At 75.5% G+C, this 16,085-nt stretch carries 14 protein-coding genes; 10 read left to right on the forward strand and 4 right to left on the reverse strand.

Translation table 11 applies throughout. The features are described 5' to 3' along the window. Window positions 1-9 precede the first annotated feature (9 nt). On the reverse strand, window positions 10-786 hold the full coding sequence (locus VGH76_RS25815; RefSeq protein WP_331559633.1) for a TIGR00730 family Rossman fold protein: 777 nt from the start codon (window positions 784-786) through the stop codon (window positions 10-12). Window positions 787-938: 152 nt separating this feature from the next. On the opposite strand from VGH76_RS25815, the gene wrbA reads away from it, so the two are divergent. After that, window positions 939-1,565 (forward strand): NAD(P)H:quinone oxidoreductase, encoded by a 627-nt coding sequence (gene wrbA / locus VGH76_RS25820; RefSeq protein WP_331559634.1) that lies wholly within the window; start codon window positions 939-941, stop codon window positions 1,563-1,565. Between the two features lie 51 nt (window positions 1,566-1,616). Here wrbA and dapE read toward each other — a convergent pair whose 3' ends face one another. Then, window positions 1,617-2,690 (reverse strand): succinyl-diaminopimelate desuccinylase, encoded by a 1,074-nt coding sequence (dapE, locus tag VGH76_RS25825; RefSeq protein ID WP_331559635.1) that lies wholly within the window; start codon window positions 2,688-2,690, stop codon window positions 1,617-1,619. A 39-nt stretch (window positions 2,691-2,729) separates the two neighbouring features. Here dapE and dapD point away from each other — a divergent pair, with 39 nt between their 5' ends. Then, window positions 2,730-3,710, forward strand: a complete 981-nt coding sequence (gene dapD / locus VGH76_RS25830; RefSeq protein ID WP_331559636.1) for a 2,3,4,5-tetrahydropyridine-2,6-dicarboxylate N-succinyltransferase — start codon at window positions 2,730-2,732, stop codon at window positions 3,708-3,710. Window positions 3,711-3,748: 38 nt separating this feature from the next. Here dapD and VGH76_RS25835 read toward each other — a convergent pair whose 3' ends face one another. Further along, entirely contained in the window at window positions 3,749-4,906 is a 1,158-nt protein-coding gene (locus tag VGH76_RS25835; RefSeq protein WP_331559637.1) for a helix-turn-helix domain-containing protein, read from the reverse strand. Between the two features lie 157 nt (window positions 4,907-5,063). Between VGH76_RS25835 and hpnC the strand changes: the two genes are divergently transcribed. The 8 genes from hpnC (at window position 5,064) to VGH76_RS25875 (ending at window position 14,836) form a co-directional block, all read left to right on the forward strand. Then, window positions 5,064-5,951, forward strand: coding sequence for a squalene synthase HpnC (hpnC, locus tag VGH76_RS25840; RefSeq protein ID WP_331559638.1), 888 nt, complete (start codon window positions 5,064-5,066; stop codon window positions 5,949-5,951). Next, window positions 5,948-6,910 (forward strand): squalene/phytoene synthase family protein, encoded by a 963-nt coding sequence (locus tag VGH76_RS25845; RefSeq protein ID WP_331559639.1) that lies wholly within the window; start codon window positions 5,948-5,950, stop codon window positions 6,908-6,910. The genes hpnC and VGH76_RS25845 overlap by 4 nt, the downstream gene beginning before the upstream one ends. Further along, the gene (gene hpnE, locus VGH76_RS25850) at window positions 6,907-8,325 is read left to right on the forward strand and encodes a hydroxysqualene dehydroxylase HpnE (RefSeq protein WP_331559640.1); all 1,419 of its coding nucleotides are present in this window, start codon (window positions 6,907-6,909) and stop codon (window positions 8,323-8,325) included. The genes VGH76_RS25845 and hpnE overlap by 4 nt, the downstream gene beginning before the upstream one ends. Next, window positions 8,322-9,425 (forward strand): polyprenyl synthetase family protein, encoded by a 1,104-nt coding sequence (locus VGH76_RS25855; protein WP_331559641.1) that lies wholly within the window; start codon window positions 8,322-8,324, stop codon window positions 9,423-9,425. The genes hpnE and VGH76_RS25855 overlap by 4 nt, the downstream gene beginning before the upstream one ends. A 1-nt stretch (window position 9,426) precedes the next feature. After that, window positions 9,427-11,367, forward strand: a complete 1,941-nt coding sequence (gene shc / locus VGH76_RS25860; protein ID WP_331559642.1) for a squalene--hopene cyclase — start codon at window positions 9,427-9,429, stop codon at window positions 11,365-11,367. Further along, window positions 11,364-13,058 (forward strand): 4-hydroxy-3-methylbut-2-enyl diphosphate reductase, encoded by a 1,695-nt coding sequence (gene ispH, locus VGH76_RS25865; protein WP_331559643.1) that lies wholly within the window; start codon window positions 11,364-11,366, stop codon window positions 13,056-13,058. Before shc ends, ispH begins: the two co-directional genes overlap by 4 nt. Before the next feature lie 2 nt (window positions 13,059-13,060). Then, on the forward strand, window positions 13,061-14,077 hold the full coding sequence (hpnH, locus tag VGH76_RS25870) for an adenosyl-hopene transferase HpnH (RefSeq protein ID WP_331559644.1): 1,017 nt from the start codon (window positions 13,061-13,063) through the stop codon (window positions 14,075-14,077). 99 nt (window positions 14,078-14,176) lie between these two features. After that, window positions 14,177-14,836 (forward strand): VC0807 family protein, encoded by a 660-nt coding sequence (locus VGH76_RS25875; RefSeq protein ID WP_331559645.1) that lies wholly within the window; start codon window positions 14,177-14,179, stop codon window positions 14,834-14,836. A gap of 14 nt (window positions 14,837-14,850) precedes the next feature. On the opposite strand, the gene VGH76_RS25880 is transcribed toward VGH76_RS25875, so the two are convergent. Then, a complete protein-coding gene (locus VGH76_RS25880; protein ID WP_331559646.1) occupies window positions 14,851-15,918 on the reverse strand; it encodes an MGDG synthase family glycosyltransferase in 1,068 nt (355 codons plus the stop codon). Between the last annotated feature and the right edge of the window lie 167 nt (window positions 15,919-16,085).

Here is a 16,085-nt window from a genome sequence, read left to right on the forward strand (position 1 = left end):
CCCCGTCGCTCACGATCCCACCGCCTCCCGGAACCCCTCCTCGACGATCGTCACGACCTCGTCGATGTCGTCGGTGAGGTGCACGAGCTCGACGTCCCGGCGGCTGATCGTGCCGGCGTCGAGCGCCGGCCCGGCGAGCCACTCGAGCAGGCCGCTCCAGTAGTCGCGCCCGAGGAGCACGACCGGGAACCGCGTGACCTTGCCGGTCTGCACCAGCACGAGGGCCTCGAAGAGCTCGTCGAGCGTGCCGAACCCGCCCGGCAGGCACACGAACGCCTGGGCGTACTTCACGAACATCGTCTTGCGGGCGAAGAAGTAGCGGAAGCCGACGCCGAGGTCGACCCACGGGTTGAGGCCCTGCTCGAACGGCAGCTCGATGCCCAGGCCCACCGAGAGCCCCCCGGCCTCCGAGCACCCGCGGTTGGCGGCCTCCATGATCCCGGGGCCGCCGCCGGTGATCACCGCGTAGCCGGCGCGGGCGAGGGCGCCGCCCAGCTCCACCCCTGTCTCGTAGTCGCGGTGCCCGGGCCTGGTGCGCGCCGAGCCGAAGACGGTGACGGCCCGCGGGATCTCGGCGAGGACGCTGAAGCCCTCGACGAACTCGGCGTGGATCCGCTGCAGGCGCCACGCGTCGGAGTGGACCCACTCGGCGGGACCGCGGGAGTCGAGCAGGCGCTGGTCGGTGGTGGAGCTCAGGCGCGCCGGGTCCCGGTGCTCGGGACGCCGCTTGTCGATGGTCGTCGGCCGCGGCGTCGTGAGGTCGTCGTCGTAGTGGGGCCCGGTCATGGTCGCCAGCGTAGGGAGGCCCGTCGGTGGCGCATGCCGTGGTGGCCGCGAGGCCACGCGTTGTTCGCCTGCTCGCTCCACGTGTCCCGACGCCGTCCTCGGGTAACCGGTTGAAGAAGCAATCATTTTCCGTCGAGGAGGGCATCCCCCGTATGGCCACGAAGGTCGCCGTCATCTACTACAGCCAGACCGGCACGATCCACCAGCTGGCCCAGGAGCACGCGGCAGGGGCCGAGAAGGCCGGCGCCGAGGTGCGGCTGCGCCACGTCGCCGAGCTCGCGCCGCAGCAGGCCGTGGAGTCGAACGAGAAGTGGAAGGCCCATCGCGAGGATTCCGCGGACGTGCCCGAGGCCACCGCGGACGACGTGCTCTGGGCCGACGCGGTGGTCTTCGGGTCGCCGACGCGCTACGGCAACGTCGCCGCCCAGCTCAAGCAGTTCATCGACCAGCTCGGGCCGCAGTGGGCGCAGGGCCAGCTCGCCGACAAGGTCTACAGCGGGTTCACGTCGTCGGCGACGCTGCACGGCGGCCAGGAGTCGACGCTGCTCGCGCTCTACAACACCATCCACCACTTCGGCGGGTTCATCGTCTCTCCGGGGTACACGGACCCGGTGATGTTCCAGGTCGGCAACCCGTACGGCGTCTCGCACGTCGACGGCCAGGGCTCGATCCCGATCGCCGACGAGACCCGCCAGGCCGCCCGGTACGCCGGGGAGCGCGTCGCCGGGGTCACCGCGCAGCTGCTCGCGGGTCGGGACGCGGCGCTCGCCGCCAGCTAGGTGCGCTCCGCGCTCGGCGGCACCAATCCGCCCTATGACACGGATCAGTGCTCACGAGCCGAAGGCACCCAGGTAGCGGCGCAGCGTCTCCGCCCCCGCCGTGATGCGCCGGACGTCCACGTGCTCGTCGCGGGTGTGGGCGAGGTTCGGGTCGCCGGGGCCGAAGTTGACCGCCGGGATGCCGAGCGCCGAGAACCGGGAGACGTCGGTCCAGCCGTACTTGGCCACCGGCGTCTCCCCGCTCGCCGCGACGAACTCCGCCGCCGCCGGCGCCGAGAGCCCCGGCAGCGCGCCCGGGGCGGCGTCGGTCACCCGCAGGTCGAACCCCTCGAGCACCGATCGCACGTGGGCCTCGGCGTCGGCGAGCGACCGGTCCGGCGCGAACCGGAAGTTCACCGTCACCTCGGCCTCGTCGGGGACGACGTTGCCCGCGACCCCGCCGCCGATCCGCACCGCCTGCAGCCCCTCGCGGTAGACGCAGCCGTCGATGTCCACGCTGCGCGGCTCGTACGACGCCAGCCGCGCGAGCACCGGGGCCGCCGCGTGGATCGCGTTCTCCCCCAGCCACGACCGCGCCGAGTGCGCCCGCCGCCCGTGCAGGGTCACGACGACGCGCATCGTGCCCTGGCAGCCGCCCTCGACCAGGCCCGACGTCGGTTCCCCGAGGATCGCGAGGTCCGCGTCGAGCCAGTCGCGCCGCTCGCGCTCGACGCGGTTGAGGCCGTTGCGGACGGCCTCGACCTCCTCGCAGTCGTAGAGCACGAGCGTGACGTCGTGGGCGGGCTCGGCCAGGGCCGCCGTCAGGTGCGCCATCACCGCGACGCCGGCCTTCATGTCCGAGGTCCCGCAGCCGTAGAGGAGATCGCCGTCGCGGCGCGAGGGCACGTTGTCGGCGATCGGCACGGTGTCCAGGTGCCCGGCGAGCAGGACCCGGCGATCGCGCCCGAGCGCGGTGCGGGCCAGCACCGTCTCGCCGCAGCGCACCACCTCGAGGTGCGGCTCGCGCCGAAGCGCGGTCTCGACGGCGTCCGCGAGCACCTTCTCCTCGCCGGAGACGCTGGCGACGTCGACCAGCGCCGCGGTGAGGTCGATCGGGTCGGCGTGCAGGTCGAGGGCTGCGCTCACGGCGCCACCCTAGGAGGCGCCTCGATAGGCTGGACGGCGATGAGCACCCCGACCGCCCAGACCCCCACCCGCGCCGTCGGCGTCGGCCTCGCGACCGTGGCGCTCGACGGCACCGTCCTCGACACCTGGTACCCGCTGCCCGAGCTGGCGGAGCACGACCCGGTCACCGAGGAGCCCGGCACCGTCGTGGTCCCGGCCGGGGAGCTCGAGCCCTCGCTCGTTGACGCGCTGGGCACCGACCAGGACCGGGGCGTCGAGGTCGTCGCGGTGCGCACCGTCGCCGACCTGTCCGGTCCCCCCGCCAGCGCCTACGACGTCTACCTGCGCCTGCACCTGCTCTCGCACCGCCTGGTCCGCCCGCACGGCGTCGACCTGACCGGGACCTTCGGGCTGCTCGCGAACGTGGTGTGGACCAACCACGGCCCGTGTCCCGTGCCGGGCTTCGAGCAGGTCCGGGCGCGGCTGCGGGGGCGCGGGCCGGTGACGGTGTACTCGGTCGACAAGTTCCCGCGGATGGTCGACTACGTGATCCCCTCCGGGGTCCGCATCGGCGACGCCGACCGGGTCCGCCTCGGCGCGCACCTCGCCGAGGGCACCACCGTGATGCACGAGGGCTTCGTCAACTTCAACGCCGGCACCCTGGGCGCCTCGATGATCGAGGGCCGGGTGTCGGGCGGGGTGGTCGTCGGCGACGGCTCCGACGTGGGCGGCGGCGCCTCGATCATGGGCACGCTCTCCGGGGGCGGCAAGGAGGTCATCTCGCTGGGCGAGCGCTGCCTGCTGGGCGCCAACGCGGGGATCGGCATCTCGCTGGGCGACGACTGCGTGGTCGAGGCCGGCCTCTACGTCACCGCCGGCACGCGGGTGACGCTCGAGGACGGTGCGGTGGTCAAGGCCGTCGAACTGTCCGGCCGCTCCGGCCTGCTGCTGCGCCGGAACTCGACGACGGGCGCCGTCGAGGCGCTCCCGCGCACCGAGGGCGCCGAGGTGGAGCTGAACGAGGCCCTGCACGCGAATTAGGTGCGCTTCGCGCTTGTGAGCACAAGGCCGAAGGCCACCTATTCACGCCACGCCAGCGCCAGCATGAGACGCGCCCGGACCGCCGGGTCGTCCAACGATTCGCCGTAGAGCTCCTGGAGCCGGCCCATCCGGTACCGGACTGTCTGCGGGTGCACGTGCAGCTCCTCGGCCATCGTCTTGCGGTCCCCCATGTGCCGCAGCCACGAGCGCAGCGTCTCGCGGAGGCGGTCGCGGGAGGACGGCGGGGACTGGTCGAGCGGGGCGAGGACCTGGTCGCCGAGCGCGTCGAGCAGCCGGCGGTCGCGGTGCACGATGATCGCGTCGAGGTGGTCGGCGACGAAGACCGGGTCGTCGGAGAGCAGGTGCTCCTTGGTCAGGCGCGCCGCGATCTCGGCGAGGTCGAGGCTGCGGGCCAGCTGCTCGGGCGGCACGGCGGCCCCGACGGTCGCGTGGGCGCCGCGCAGCAGCCCGGACAGGGCCGCCCGTTCGGCCGACCGCGCTCCGCGGGGGACCACGGCCCCGAGCAGCGGGGGCCGCCGGATCGGCAGCGAGCGGCCGTCGAGCCGGGAGAGCGCGCGCCGCCCCGAGGCGTCGTCGGGCTCGACGAGCACCACCGACACCTTCTCCGGCATCGGCCAGTCCGCCCGCCGGGCCGCCGCACGCACGGCCGCCGGGTCGCTCGACTCGGAGAGCATGAGGTCGACGAGCTCCTCGCGGTGGCGTTCGCGCAGCGCACCCGCCTCCTCCTGCTCGAGCACGTAGCCGTGCGCCGAGGCCGAGGAGAGCTGGTCGACGAAGAAGAAGACGGTCTCGGCGAGCGCGGCCAGGGCGTCCGGGGCCAGCCCGACCTCGAGCGCCGCCGCGGCCACGTGCCGCCAGAAGACCCGGGTCCCGATCTGGTAGACCGCGAGCAGGTCGGGGAGGTCCCGGCCCTCCCGCCACTGCGACCGGCCGAGGTCCTCGAAGAACTCCCGCTCCGCGCTCCGGTCGGTGGTGTGGTCGTTCGCCTGCGAGACGACCCGCCCCAGCATCGCGAGGACCCCCGCGGTCACCTCCTGCTCGTGGTGGGCGAGGAAGTCCGCGTAGTCGGGCACCCGCTGCGCCAGCGCCTCGCGCACCTCGACCATGAGATCGGGCACACGTCGCCCCACGGCCGCCGTGAGGGCGTCGAGCGACGGCGCCGAGATCTCGGTCAAACCCCACCCCTGCCTTCCGACGGGCCGCTGAGCTGCGGCGGCCCTGCCGCAGCCGACGATAATCCGCTGCTCCCTGTGTCGCGATGACAAAAACGGGCGTTCGAACTGATCGTCCGGGTCAAGACTTGTCGCGTCCCCCACAAGCAACATCGGGCCCATGGAGGATCGCTCGTCGGCCCTCGTCGACGGGGTGTCGCGATTACGTGCCGCGGAACGGGGGGAGAACTTTCCCGTCGCGCTGCGCGTGATCCCCGCCCGCCACCGCGCGGTGCTGCGCAGCATCTACGACGTGGTCCGTACCGTCGATGACCTCGGCGACGAGGGGGACCTCACCCCGCTCGACCGGCTCGCGGCCCTCGACACGCTCGACGACGACCTCGATCGGGTGTTCTCCGGGGCGCCCGCGCACGTCCGGGTGATCGGCGCCCTGGGGCCGCACGTCGGCCTGCTGCCCGCGGCGCCCTTCCACGACCTCGTGGAGGCCAACCGCGTCGACCAGACCGTCACCCGCTACGCCACGCGCGAGGAGCTCCTCGGCTACTGCCGGCTCTCCGCGGTCCCGATCGGCCGGCTCGTCCTCGCCGCGTTCGAGGTGGATGCCACGCCCGAGATGCTCGACGAGTCCGATCGGGTCTGCACCGCCCTGCAGCTGCTCGAGCACCTCCAGGACGTCGCCGAGGACCGCGCCCGGGGGCGGGTCTACCTCCCGGCCGACGCCCGCGACGCGGCCGGCGTCACCGAGGACGACCTCGACGCCCCCGACGCCTCCCCGGCGCTGCGCGGCCTCGTCCTGCGCGAGTGCGCCGCCGCCCGCGCGCTGCTCGACGAGGGCACCCCGCTCGTCGGGCGCCTCCACGGCGCGGCCCGCCTCGCCGTCTGCGGTTACGTCGCCGGCGGCGCCGCGGCCGCCGACGCCGTCGACCGCACGGGGGGCGACGTGCTCGCCCGGACCGCCCGCACCCGCCGTCGGGACGTCGCCCGTCACCTGGCCCGGCTCGCGCGCCCAGCCCGCGGCACCCGCAGACGAGGAGGTCCCCGCCCGTGACCATCGTCGAGTCCGACCCGCGCACCGCCCGCGCCTACGCGACCTGCGAGGCGATCACCCGGACCCAGGCCCGCAACTTCCACTACGGCATCCGGCTCCTGCCCCCGGAGCGGCGCGCCGCCCTCTGCGCGGTCTACGCGCTGGCCCGCCGCGTCGACGACCTCGGCGACGAGCACGGCGAGACCGCCGCCAAGCAGGTCGCCCTGGCCGACCTGCGGGCCCGGCTCGCGACGCTGCCGGACCAGCCGGCGCCCCGGGACGGCGACGACCCGGTGCTGGTCGCGGTCGCCGACGCGGCGCGCCGCTTCCCGATCCCGCTCGGTGCCTTCGACGAGCTGGTCGACGGCGTCGAGGCCGACGTCGCCGCCGACGACGCCCACGCCCGGACCGGGGTCCCCTCGGCGCCGTACCGGACCTTCGACGACCTGCTCTGGTACTGCCGCTGCGTGGCCGGGTCGGTCGGGCGGCTGTGCCTCGGAGTGTTCGGCACCCGGCCCGACGCGGACCCCGACGGCCGGGCCCCGCAGCTCGCCGACGCGCTCGGGCTCGCCCTGCAGCAGACGAACATCCTGCGCGACGTCCGCGAGGACCTCGTCCACGGCCGCATCTACCTGCCGACCGCGGAGCTCGACGCGGCCGGAGTGACGCTGCGGCTGCGCTCCGACGGCGCGCTCGACGACCCGCAGGGTGCCCTCGCCGACCTGCTGCGCGACGCCGCCGTCCGCGCCCGCGGCTGGTACGACGAGGGGCTGCAGCTGGTCGGGATGCTCGACCGCCGCAGCGCCGCCTGCACCTCGGCGATGGCCGGCATCTACCGGCGCCTGCTCGACGACATCACCGCGGACCCACGCGCGGTCTACGACCGGCGGCTCTCGCTGTCCGCGCCGAAGAAGGCGCTGGTCGCCGTCCGCGCCCTCACCGGTCTCGACGCGCCGACCGTCGGGAAGGGGCGACGGTGACGGGCCCCGGGGCTCCCCGGGTCGCCGTCCTCGGCGGTGGGCTGGCCGGGGTGGCCGCCGCGCTGCGCAGTGCCGACGCCGGGTGCGAGGTCACCCTGCTCGAGCGGCGCGCGCGGCTCGGCGGGCTCGCCGGGTCGTTCCGGCGCGGGGACGCGCAGGTCGACACCGGCCAGCACGTGTTCCTGCGCTGCTGCCACGCCTACCGCGGCCTGCTCGACCGGCTCGGCGTCGCGGGCTCCACGACGCTGCAGGACCGGCTCGACGTCACCGTCCTGCGCCCCGGCCGCCCGGCGGCCCGGCTGCGCCGTGACCGGGTCCCGACGGCGTTGCGGGTCCTGCCCGGCGCGCACCTGGCGCGGGCGCTGCTGCGCTACGACGCGCTGCCCTGGCGCGAGCGGCTCGCCCTGCCGCGGGCCGCGGCCGCGCTGCGCCGCCTCGACCCGGCCGACCCCGCGCTCGACGCGCGGGCGTTCGGGGACTGGCTGCGCCGCCACGGCCAGGGTCCGGCGGCGATCCGCGCGCTGTGGGACCTGATCGGCACCCCGACGCTCAACGCCGGCGCCGACGACGCGTCCCTCGCGCTCGCCGCGACCGTGTTCCGCATCGGGCTGCTCGGCGACGCCGACGCCGCCGACATCGGCTGGTCGGCCGTTCCGCTCGGCGACCTCCACGACATCGCGGCCCGGCGCGCCCTCGACGCGGCGGGGGTGCGGGTGGCGCTGTCCTCCCGCGTACGGGACGTGGCCCGGGTCGACGGCGGCTGGCGGGTCGCGGTCACGGGTCGCGACGGCGCCGGGGACGCCCTCACCGTCGACGCCGTGGTGTGTGCCCTGCCCCCCGAGGTGGCCGCGGCGGTGCTGCCCGAGCCCGTCCGGGGGCCGGTCGCGGAGGCCGCCGACGCGCTCGGCGCGAGCCCGATCGTCGACGTCCACCTGGTGCTCGACCGCCCGGTGCTGCCGGTCCCGTTCGCGGCGGGGCTCGACACGGAGGTGCAGTGGGTGTTCGACCGATCGGGGGCACACGGGGCCCTGCCACCGGGCGCGCAGTACCTCGTCGTGTCACTGTCGGCCGCCGACGCCTACCTCCCCCTGGGGGCGGAGGCGCTCGTCGACCGGTTCATGACCGAGCTGGGTCGGCTCCTGCCCGCCGCGGCCGGGGCCCGACTCCTCGACGGCTTCGTCACCCGGGAGCCCCGGGCGACGTTCCGGCCGGCTCCGGGCACCGCCGCCCACCGCCCGGCCGCCAGGACCGCGCTGACCGCGCTCGCGCTGGCCGGCGCGTGGACCGACACCGGATGGCCCGCGACGATGGAGGGTGCCGTGCGCAGTGGAGAAGACGCGGCGGCGGTGGTGACCGGAGGGCCGGGCGCCGACGACCGGGCCCGGGCCACCGACCGGGCGGGGGCCGCGGCGTGACCGCGGCGGCGACCGGGGGTCGCGCCCCGGAGGGGACCGTCACCGACCCGACGACGGTGGACGTGGCGGCGGTGCTGCGTCGCTGCCGGGACCTGGTGGACCCGGCGCTGCGCGCAGCAGTGGGGCGGCTGGACGCGACCAGCGCCGCGCAGAGCGCCTACCACCTGGGCTGGGCCGACCGGGACGGGAAGCCGGCCGAGGGCGGGGGCAAGGCGCTCCGCCCGGCGCTGGCGCTGCTCACCGCCCGGGCCTGCGGCGCGCCGGAGACGGTAGCCGTCCCCGGCGGGGTCGCGGTGGAGCTGGTCCACAACTTCTCGCTCCTGCACGACGACCTCATCGACGGCGACACCGAGCGCCGTCACCGCCCGACGGTGTGGGCGGTCTGGGGCGCGGCGTCCGCGGTGCTCTCGGGCGACGCGATGCTCGCGCTGGCCCAGGAGGTGCTGCTGGAGGCGCCGTCCGCGGGGGCCGCGCCGGCCGCGCTGCTGCTCGCGCGGACGGTGCGCGAGCTGGTCGGCGGCCAGGTCGCCGACGTCGCCTTCGCCGAGCGCGACGACGTCGGTGTGCAGGAGTGCCTGACGATGGCACACGGCAAGACCGGGACGCTGCTCGGCGCGAGCACCGAGGTCGGCGCCGTGCTCGCGGGAGCGCCCGCCGCGGCCCGCGCCGCGCTGCGCACCGTCGGCGAGGAGCTGGGGCTCGCGTTCCAGCTCGTCGACGACCTGCTCGGCATCTGGGGCGACCCCGCCGTCACCGGCAAGCCGGTCCTCGCCGACCTGCGCGAGCGCAAGAAGTCCCTGCCCGTCACCTGGGCCGTCGTGAACGGGGGCGATGCCGGCCGGGACCTCGCGGCCTGGCTCGCGCGCCCCGACTCCGGCCCGGCCGGGGACGACGAACTGACCCTGCGCCGCGGAGCCGCCCTCGTGGAGGCGGGCGGCGGCCGCACCTGGGCGCGCGCCGAGGCCCGTCGTCGGCTCGACGCCGCCGAGGCCGCCCTCGCGACCGTCGCCGACCACCTGCCCACCACCGACCCCGCGACGACGCGGGCCCGTGCCGAGCTCGTCGCGCTCGGCCGTCACCTCGCCGACCGGGAGGCCTGAGTTGACCCTGTCCGTTCCTGCCACCAGTACGGACACCACGACCCGCACCGTCGAGGACGCCCTCGAGGCCGGGATCGCGCACCTCCGCGCGCGCCAGGACGCCGCCGGGTGGTGGAAGGGCGACCTCGACACCAACGTGACCATGGACGCCGAGGACCTCCTCCTGCGGCACGTCCTGGAGATCCCCGACCCGCAGCGGACCGCGGGCGCCGCCCGGTGGATCCGCTCGCAGCAGCGCGCCGACGGCACCTGGGCCAGCTTCCACGGCGGTCCCGGTGACCTGTCGACCACGGTCGAGGCGTGGGTCGCGCTGCGGCTCGCCGGCGACGCACCGACCGCGCCGCACATGCTCTCGGCCGCGGCCTTCGTCCGGGAGCAGGGTGGGGTGGAGCGGACGCGGGTGTTCACCCGCATCTGGCTGGCGCTGGTCGGGCTGTGGTCCTGGGACGACCTGCCCGCCATGCCCCCCGAGCTGATCAACCTGCCCCGCTGGTTCCCCTTCAACGTCTCGGACTGGGCGTGCTGGGCCCGCCAGACCGTCGTGCCGCTCACGGTCGTCTCGACGCTGCAGCCCGTGCACCCCGTCGACTTCGACATCGAGGAGCTGCACGTCCGGGGACCGGCGCCGGCGCGGGACCCGATCTGGACGTGGGGCGGCTTCTTCGCGCGCCTCGACGTCGGGCTGCACGCCTACGCGCGGGCGGCGCGCAGCGGTCCGTTGCACTGGATCCGCCGCGGCGCGATGCGCAAGGCCGGCGAGTGGATCCTCGCCCGGCAGGAGGCCGACGGCGGGTGGGGCGGCATCCAGCCGCCCTGGGTGTACTCGGTGATGGCGCTCGTGCTGCTCGGCTACCCCCGCGACCACCCCTCGGTCGTCGCCGCGATCGCCGGGCTCGACGGGTTCACGCTGACCACCGACTCCCCCGACGGGCCGATCATCCGGCTGGAGGCCTGCCAGTCGCCGGTGTGGGACACCTGCCTGGCGGTCAACGCCCTGCACGACGCCCGCGTCCCGGCGCACGATCCGGCCGTGGTCGCGGGGACCCGCTGGCTGCTCGACGAGCAGGTGGTCGCCACCGGCGACTGGGCGGTGCAGCGCCCGACGCTGACCCCGGGCGGCTGGTCCTTCGAGTTCGCCAACGACGTCTACCCCGACACCGACGACACCGCCGAGGTCGTCCTGGCGCTGCGCCGATCCGAGCACCCCGGCCTCGACGACGCGGAGCGGGCCCGGCTGCGCACCGCGGTCGACCGCGGCCTGGACTGGATGGCGGGCATGGTGTCCGCCGACGGCGGGTGGGGCGCGTTCGACGCCGACAACACCCGCGAGCTGGTGAACAAGCTCCCGTTCTGCGACTTCGGCGAGGTGATCGACCCGCCGTCGGCCGACGTCACCGCGCACGTCGTCGAGGCGCTCGCCGCCGAGGGCCGCGCCCACTCCGAGGTGTGCCGGCGGGGGGTCATGTGGCTGCTCGAGCACCAGGAGGCCGACGGGTCGTGGTTCGGGCGCTGGGGCGCCAACCACCTCTACGGCACCGGTGGCGTCGTCCCGGCCCTGGTCGCGGCCGGGGTGGATCCGGGCTCGGCCCCGATCCGCCGCGCGGTGCGCTGGCTGCACGCCCACCAGAACGACGACGGCGGGTGGGGCGAGGACCTGCGCTCCTACGTCGACCCGGCGTGGATCGGCCGCGGGGAGTCGACCCCGTCGCAGACCGCGTGGGCGCTGCTGGCGCTGATCGCGGCGGGCGACCGGTCCGAGGCGACCGCGCGCGGCGTGCGGTGGCTGGTCGACACCCAGCGCCCCGACGGCGGCTGGGACGAGGAGCAGTTCACCGGCACCGGCTTCCCCGGCGACTTCTACATCGCCTACCACCTCTACCGGGTCGTCTTCCCGATCTCCGCGCTGGGCCGGTGGGTGCACGGCTGGGACGGCGCCGCATGACCGGCACCGGACCCGTCGTCGCCACCCCGCTCGCGATCGAGCGGCGCGCCCTCGCGGGCCCGGGCGACGTCCGGGTCCCCACGGCGGAGGTGGTCACCACCGGCCCGGGGCCGCGTCGCTCGCGGGAGGCCGCGCGGGGACTGGCCGGGCGGGCCGTGGTCGTGGCCGGGGTGGCGGGCGCGCTCGTGCGCGGTCTCGCGCCCGGGGACCTGGTGGTCGCCGACGAGGTCCGCGACCGGCACGGGCGGTCGGTGCGGCTGGCGAGCGCACCGTTGCTCGCGGCGGCGCTGCGGGCGGCCGGGTTGACGGTGCACGTCGGGCCGGTGCTCTCGGCCGATCACGTGGTCACCGGGGCCGAGCGGGCGGCGCTGGCCCGGCCGGGGGCGCCACGGGTGAACGGCGCCGTTCTGGCATCTGACGCCAGCAATGTGCCGTTGCTGCCACGGGACAGGTCGGGCCCGGCACGGAACGGGTCGGCCCCGCCGCGGGTGAACGGCGCCGTTCTGACGTCAGATGCCAGGAACGTGCCGTTGCTGCCACGGGACGGGGAGCCGCCGCCCCGGCAGCCCCTCGTCGTCGACACCGAATCCGCCTGGCTCGTCCCCGACGACGCCCCCGCCGCCGTCGTCCGGGCCGTCGTCGACACCCCGGACCACCCCCTCGTGCGCCCCGGCACGATCACCCGCGGGATCGCCGCCCTCACCGCGCTGCGCCGCGCGGCCCCGGCGATCGCCGCCTGGTGCGCCGCGCTCGGCCCCCGCGAGGTGCTGCTCGCCGAGCCCCGCTCGTTCTGCGCGGGCGTGGACCGGGCCATCGCGACCGTGGAGCAGGCCCTCGAGCGCCACGGCGCCCCCGTCTACGTGCGGCGCCAGATCGTGCACAACAGCCACGTCGTGGCCGACCTCGAGCGCCGCGGGGCGGTGTTCGTGCAGGAGGCCGACGAGGTGCCGGCGGGCGCGACGCTCGTGCTGGCCGCACACGGCGTCGCACCGTCCGTGCGGCGCACCGCCGCCTCGCGCCACCTCGCCGTCGTCGACGCCACCTGTCCCCTGGTCACCAAGGTCCACGCCGGGGTCCGCCGCCACGCCGTCCGCGGCGCCACCGTCTTCCTCATCGGGCACGCCGAGCACGAGGAGGTCGAGGGCACCGTCGGGGAAGCGCCGGAGCACGTCGTCGTCGTGGGCACCGAGGCGGAGGCCGAGACGGTCACCGCCGCCGATCCGGCGCGGGTCGCGTCGGCGGTGCAGACCACGCTCGCCGTCGACGAGGCCGAACGGATCGCCGCGGTGCTGCGCCGCCGGTTCCCGGCGCTGGCCGAGCCCCGCTCGGCGGACATCTGCTACGCCACCACCAACCGCCAGGCCGCGGTGCGGGCGGTGGCCGCCGAGGCCGACCGTCTCGTCGTCGTCGGCTCGGCGAACTCCTCGAACTCGGTGCGGCTGGCGGAGGTCGGCTTGCGCGCCGGCACCGACGCCCGCCGCGTCGACCGTCCCGACGAGCTTGACCTGTCCTGGCTCACCGGGGCGCGGCGCGTCGCCCTCACCGCGGGCGCGTCGGCTCCCGACCACCTCGTGGACGGCGGGGTCGGCAGCGTCGTCGACCTCCTGCGCGGGCTCGGGCCCGTGACCGTCACCCCCCGGCCGACCACGACCGAGGACATCCACTTCACCCTCCCCAAGGAAGTGAGCTGACGATGGGTTTCCCCCTGCGTCAAAGCATCCGACTCGGCACCTACCTCATGGAGCAGCGGATCCGGGGGCGGAAGAAGTTCCCCATCCTGGTGGAGCTCGAGCCGCTGTTCGCGTGCAACCTCAAGTGCGCGGGCTGCGGCAAGATCGCCCAGCCGGCGTCGCTGCTCAAGCAGCGCATGCCCGTCGAGCAGGCGGTCGGCGCCGTCGAGGAGGCCGGCGCGCCGATGGTCTCCATCGCGGGCGGTGAGCCGCTGATGCACCCGCAGATCGACGAGATCGTGCGGCAGCTGCTCGACCGCAACAAGATCGTCTTCCTGTGCACGAACGCGCTGCTGCTCCCGAAGCACCTCCACAAGTTCTCGCCGCACAAGAACTTCGCCTGGATGGTGCACATCGACGGGCTCCGGGAGCGCCACGACGCCTCGGTGCGCAAGGTCGGCGGCTTCGACGCCGCGGTCGAGGCGGTCAGGCAGGCGCAGGCGGCGGGCTTCAAGGTCTACACGAACACCACGTTCTTCGACACCGACACCCCGCAGGACGTCATCGACGTCCTCGACTACCTCAACGACGACCTCGGCGTCGACAACATGCAGATCTCGCCGGCCTACGCCTACGAGCGCGCCCCCGACCAGGAGCACTGGCTCGGCGTCGACCAGACCCGCGAGCTGTTCCGCAAGGCGTTCGCCGACGGGCGCCGCAAGAAGTGGCGGCTCAACCACTCGCCACTGTTCCTCGACTTCCTCGAGGGCAAGCAGGAGTTCGACTGCACCGCCTGGGCGATCCCGTCCTACTCCCTGCTCGGGTGGCAGAAGCCCTGCTACCTGCTCGACGACGGCTACGTCCCGACCTACCGCGAGCTGATCGAGGACACCGACTGGGACTCGTACGGACGCGGCCGCAACGCCAAGTGCGAGAACTGCATGGCTCATTGCGGGTACGAGCCGTCAGCCGTCTTCGCCACCATGGGGTCGCTCCGGGAGTCGATCCGTGCCGCGACGGATACGATCGGTGTGCGGTAACGCGTGAACACGCCGTGAAATCGGGGGGGCCGGGCACGCGGCGTCATCGGCCTCGCTACCGTCGACGTCGTCCGTTCCCCGGCGGAGAGGCGCACCCGCATGGCGCAGCACCACGGCACGACGATCCACCTCCCGCACTGGCGGGAGATGGCCCGGCACGCGGTGGTCCCGCTCTGCGAGTCGATCCTCGTCCCGCTCGGGCTCTTCGCGCTGCTGCTGCACACCGCGGGCTTCGACGCCGGCCTCTGGGCCGCGCTGGGGTGGTCGGCGCTCGCGGTGCTGGCGCGCCTGCTGTGGCGCCGCGCGCTGCCGGCGATCCTCCTGATCTCCACGGCGATCCTCGTGGTGCGCACGGTGGTCGGGCTCTGGACCGGCAGCGCGCTGGTGTACTTCCTGGAGCCCTCCGCGCAGAACTTCATCTTCGCGGCCGCGCTGCTGGTGACCCTGGTCGGCGGGGGGCGTCCACTGCTGGCCCGGCTCGCGGACGATTTCGTGGCCTTCCCGGAGGCGCTGACCTCGCGCCCGAAGGTCCAGCAGTTCTTCCGGCGGGTGTCGCTGCTGTGGGCGCTGGTGTTCCTCGTGAACGGCGCCACCACGCTCCTGGCGCTGGCGGTGGCCACCGTCGAGGCCTACCTGGTGGTCGCCACTGCGGGGTCGTTCGCGCTGGTGGGCGTGGGGATCGCCATCTCGCTGTGGTGGTTCCGCTCGTCGCTGGCCGGCGAGGGCGTCCGGCTGCGCTGGGGTCCCGCGACCGCCTGATCGGGCCGGGCCGATCAACCGCCGGCCGTCCGGGCGGCGAGCCCGGTGAGGGCCCCGTCGAGGTCCCGGGCCGAGAAGGCCCGCGCGGCCGCGGCCAGCCGCTCCCGGTGCTCCGGGGCGTCGCGCAGGTCGACCACGGCGGCCGTGACGTCGGGCGGCCGCGGGCAGACGACGGCGAGGCCGGCCCGGGCGAGCGCGGCGGCGCCGGCGCGGCCGTGGCCGGGCACCGGGGTCGCGAAGAGCACCGGGCGGCCGACGGCGAGCGCCTCGTTGGCGATCATCCCCCCGCCGGTGGTGAGCACGACGTCGGCCGCGGCCATCTCTGCGGGCACGGTGTCGGTCCAGCCGAGGGCACGCAGCCGCGGGTCGCGGCGGGCGGCGAGGCGGGCGCGCAGGGTGCCGTTGCGCCCGCAGAGCACGACCGCGCGCACGCCCTCGCCGGCGGCGATCACGGCGTCCACCGCGTCCTCGAGCGCACCGAAGCCCAGCGAGCCGCCGGTGACGAGGACGGTGAGGCCGTGGTGCTCGGGGGCGGGGGTCGGCGCGAAGCGGGGGTCGACCGCGGGCGGGACGACGCGGACGTCGGTGGCGCCGAGCCGGCGGGCCACCTCGGCGGCCTCGTCGAGCATCACCCAGGTCTCGTCGACGTCGGGCCAGACCCAGAACGGGTGCACGGCCGGGTCGGTGACGACGGCGAGGGCGCGCGCGGCGAGCTCGCCGCGGCGGCGCAGCAGGGCGAGCCCGCCCGAGGTCACCGGGTAGGTGCAGACGACGAGGTCGGGCGTGTGGCGGCGCAGCACCGGGCGCAGCGCGCGGGCGGTGGCGGGCGCGCCGAGGCGCTGGAAGAACACGGCGACGCGGGGCAACCGGCCCAGGACGTCGTAGGCGACGCCGTAGAGCCCCGGCGCGGCGCGCATGACCACCCGGTAGGCGTCGGCGAGCAGCCGGGTGCGGACCGGGCCGCCCGCGACGGTCTCCACCACGGTGACGACGGCGTCGGGCCAGGCCGCGCGCATCCGGGTGGCGAGCGCCCGGGCGCCGGCGACGTGTCCCTCCCCGACGGGGGCGGACAGCAGCAGCACACGCGAGGGGGTCCGGGATGACGGCGACGGAGCAGGTGGGGCGGCCCGGGCCGGATCCCACCGTTCCCGCCGCGACCGGCGCGGGTGCTCCGACGTCCGCTGCTTGCGGCTCACCGCCGCACGCTAGCGCCGCCGGCGCCGTCGGTGCCGCGGGAGCCCCTCGCCGG

It is taken from the genome of Actinomycetospora sp., assembly GCF_036497585.1.
In the GTDB taxonomy this organism is placed as follows: domain Bacteria; phylum Actinomycetota; class Actinomycetes; order Mycobacteriales; family Pseudonocardiaceae; genus Actinomycetospora.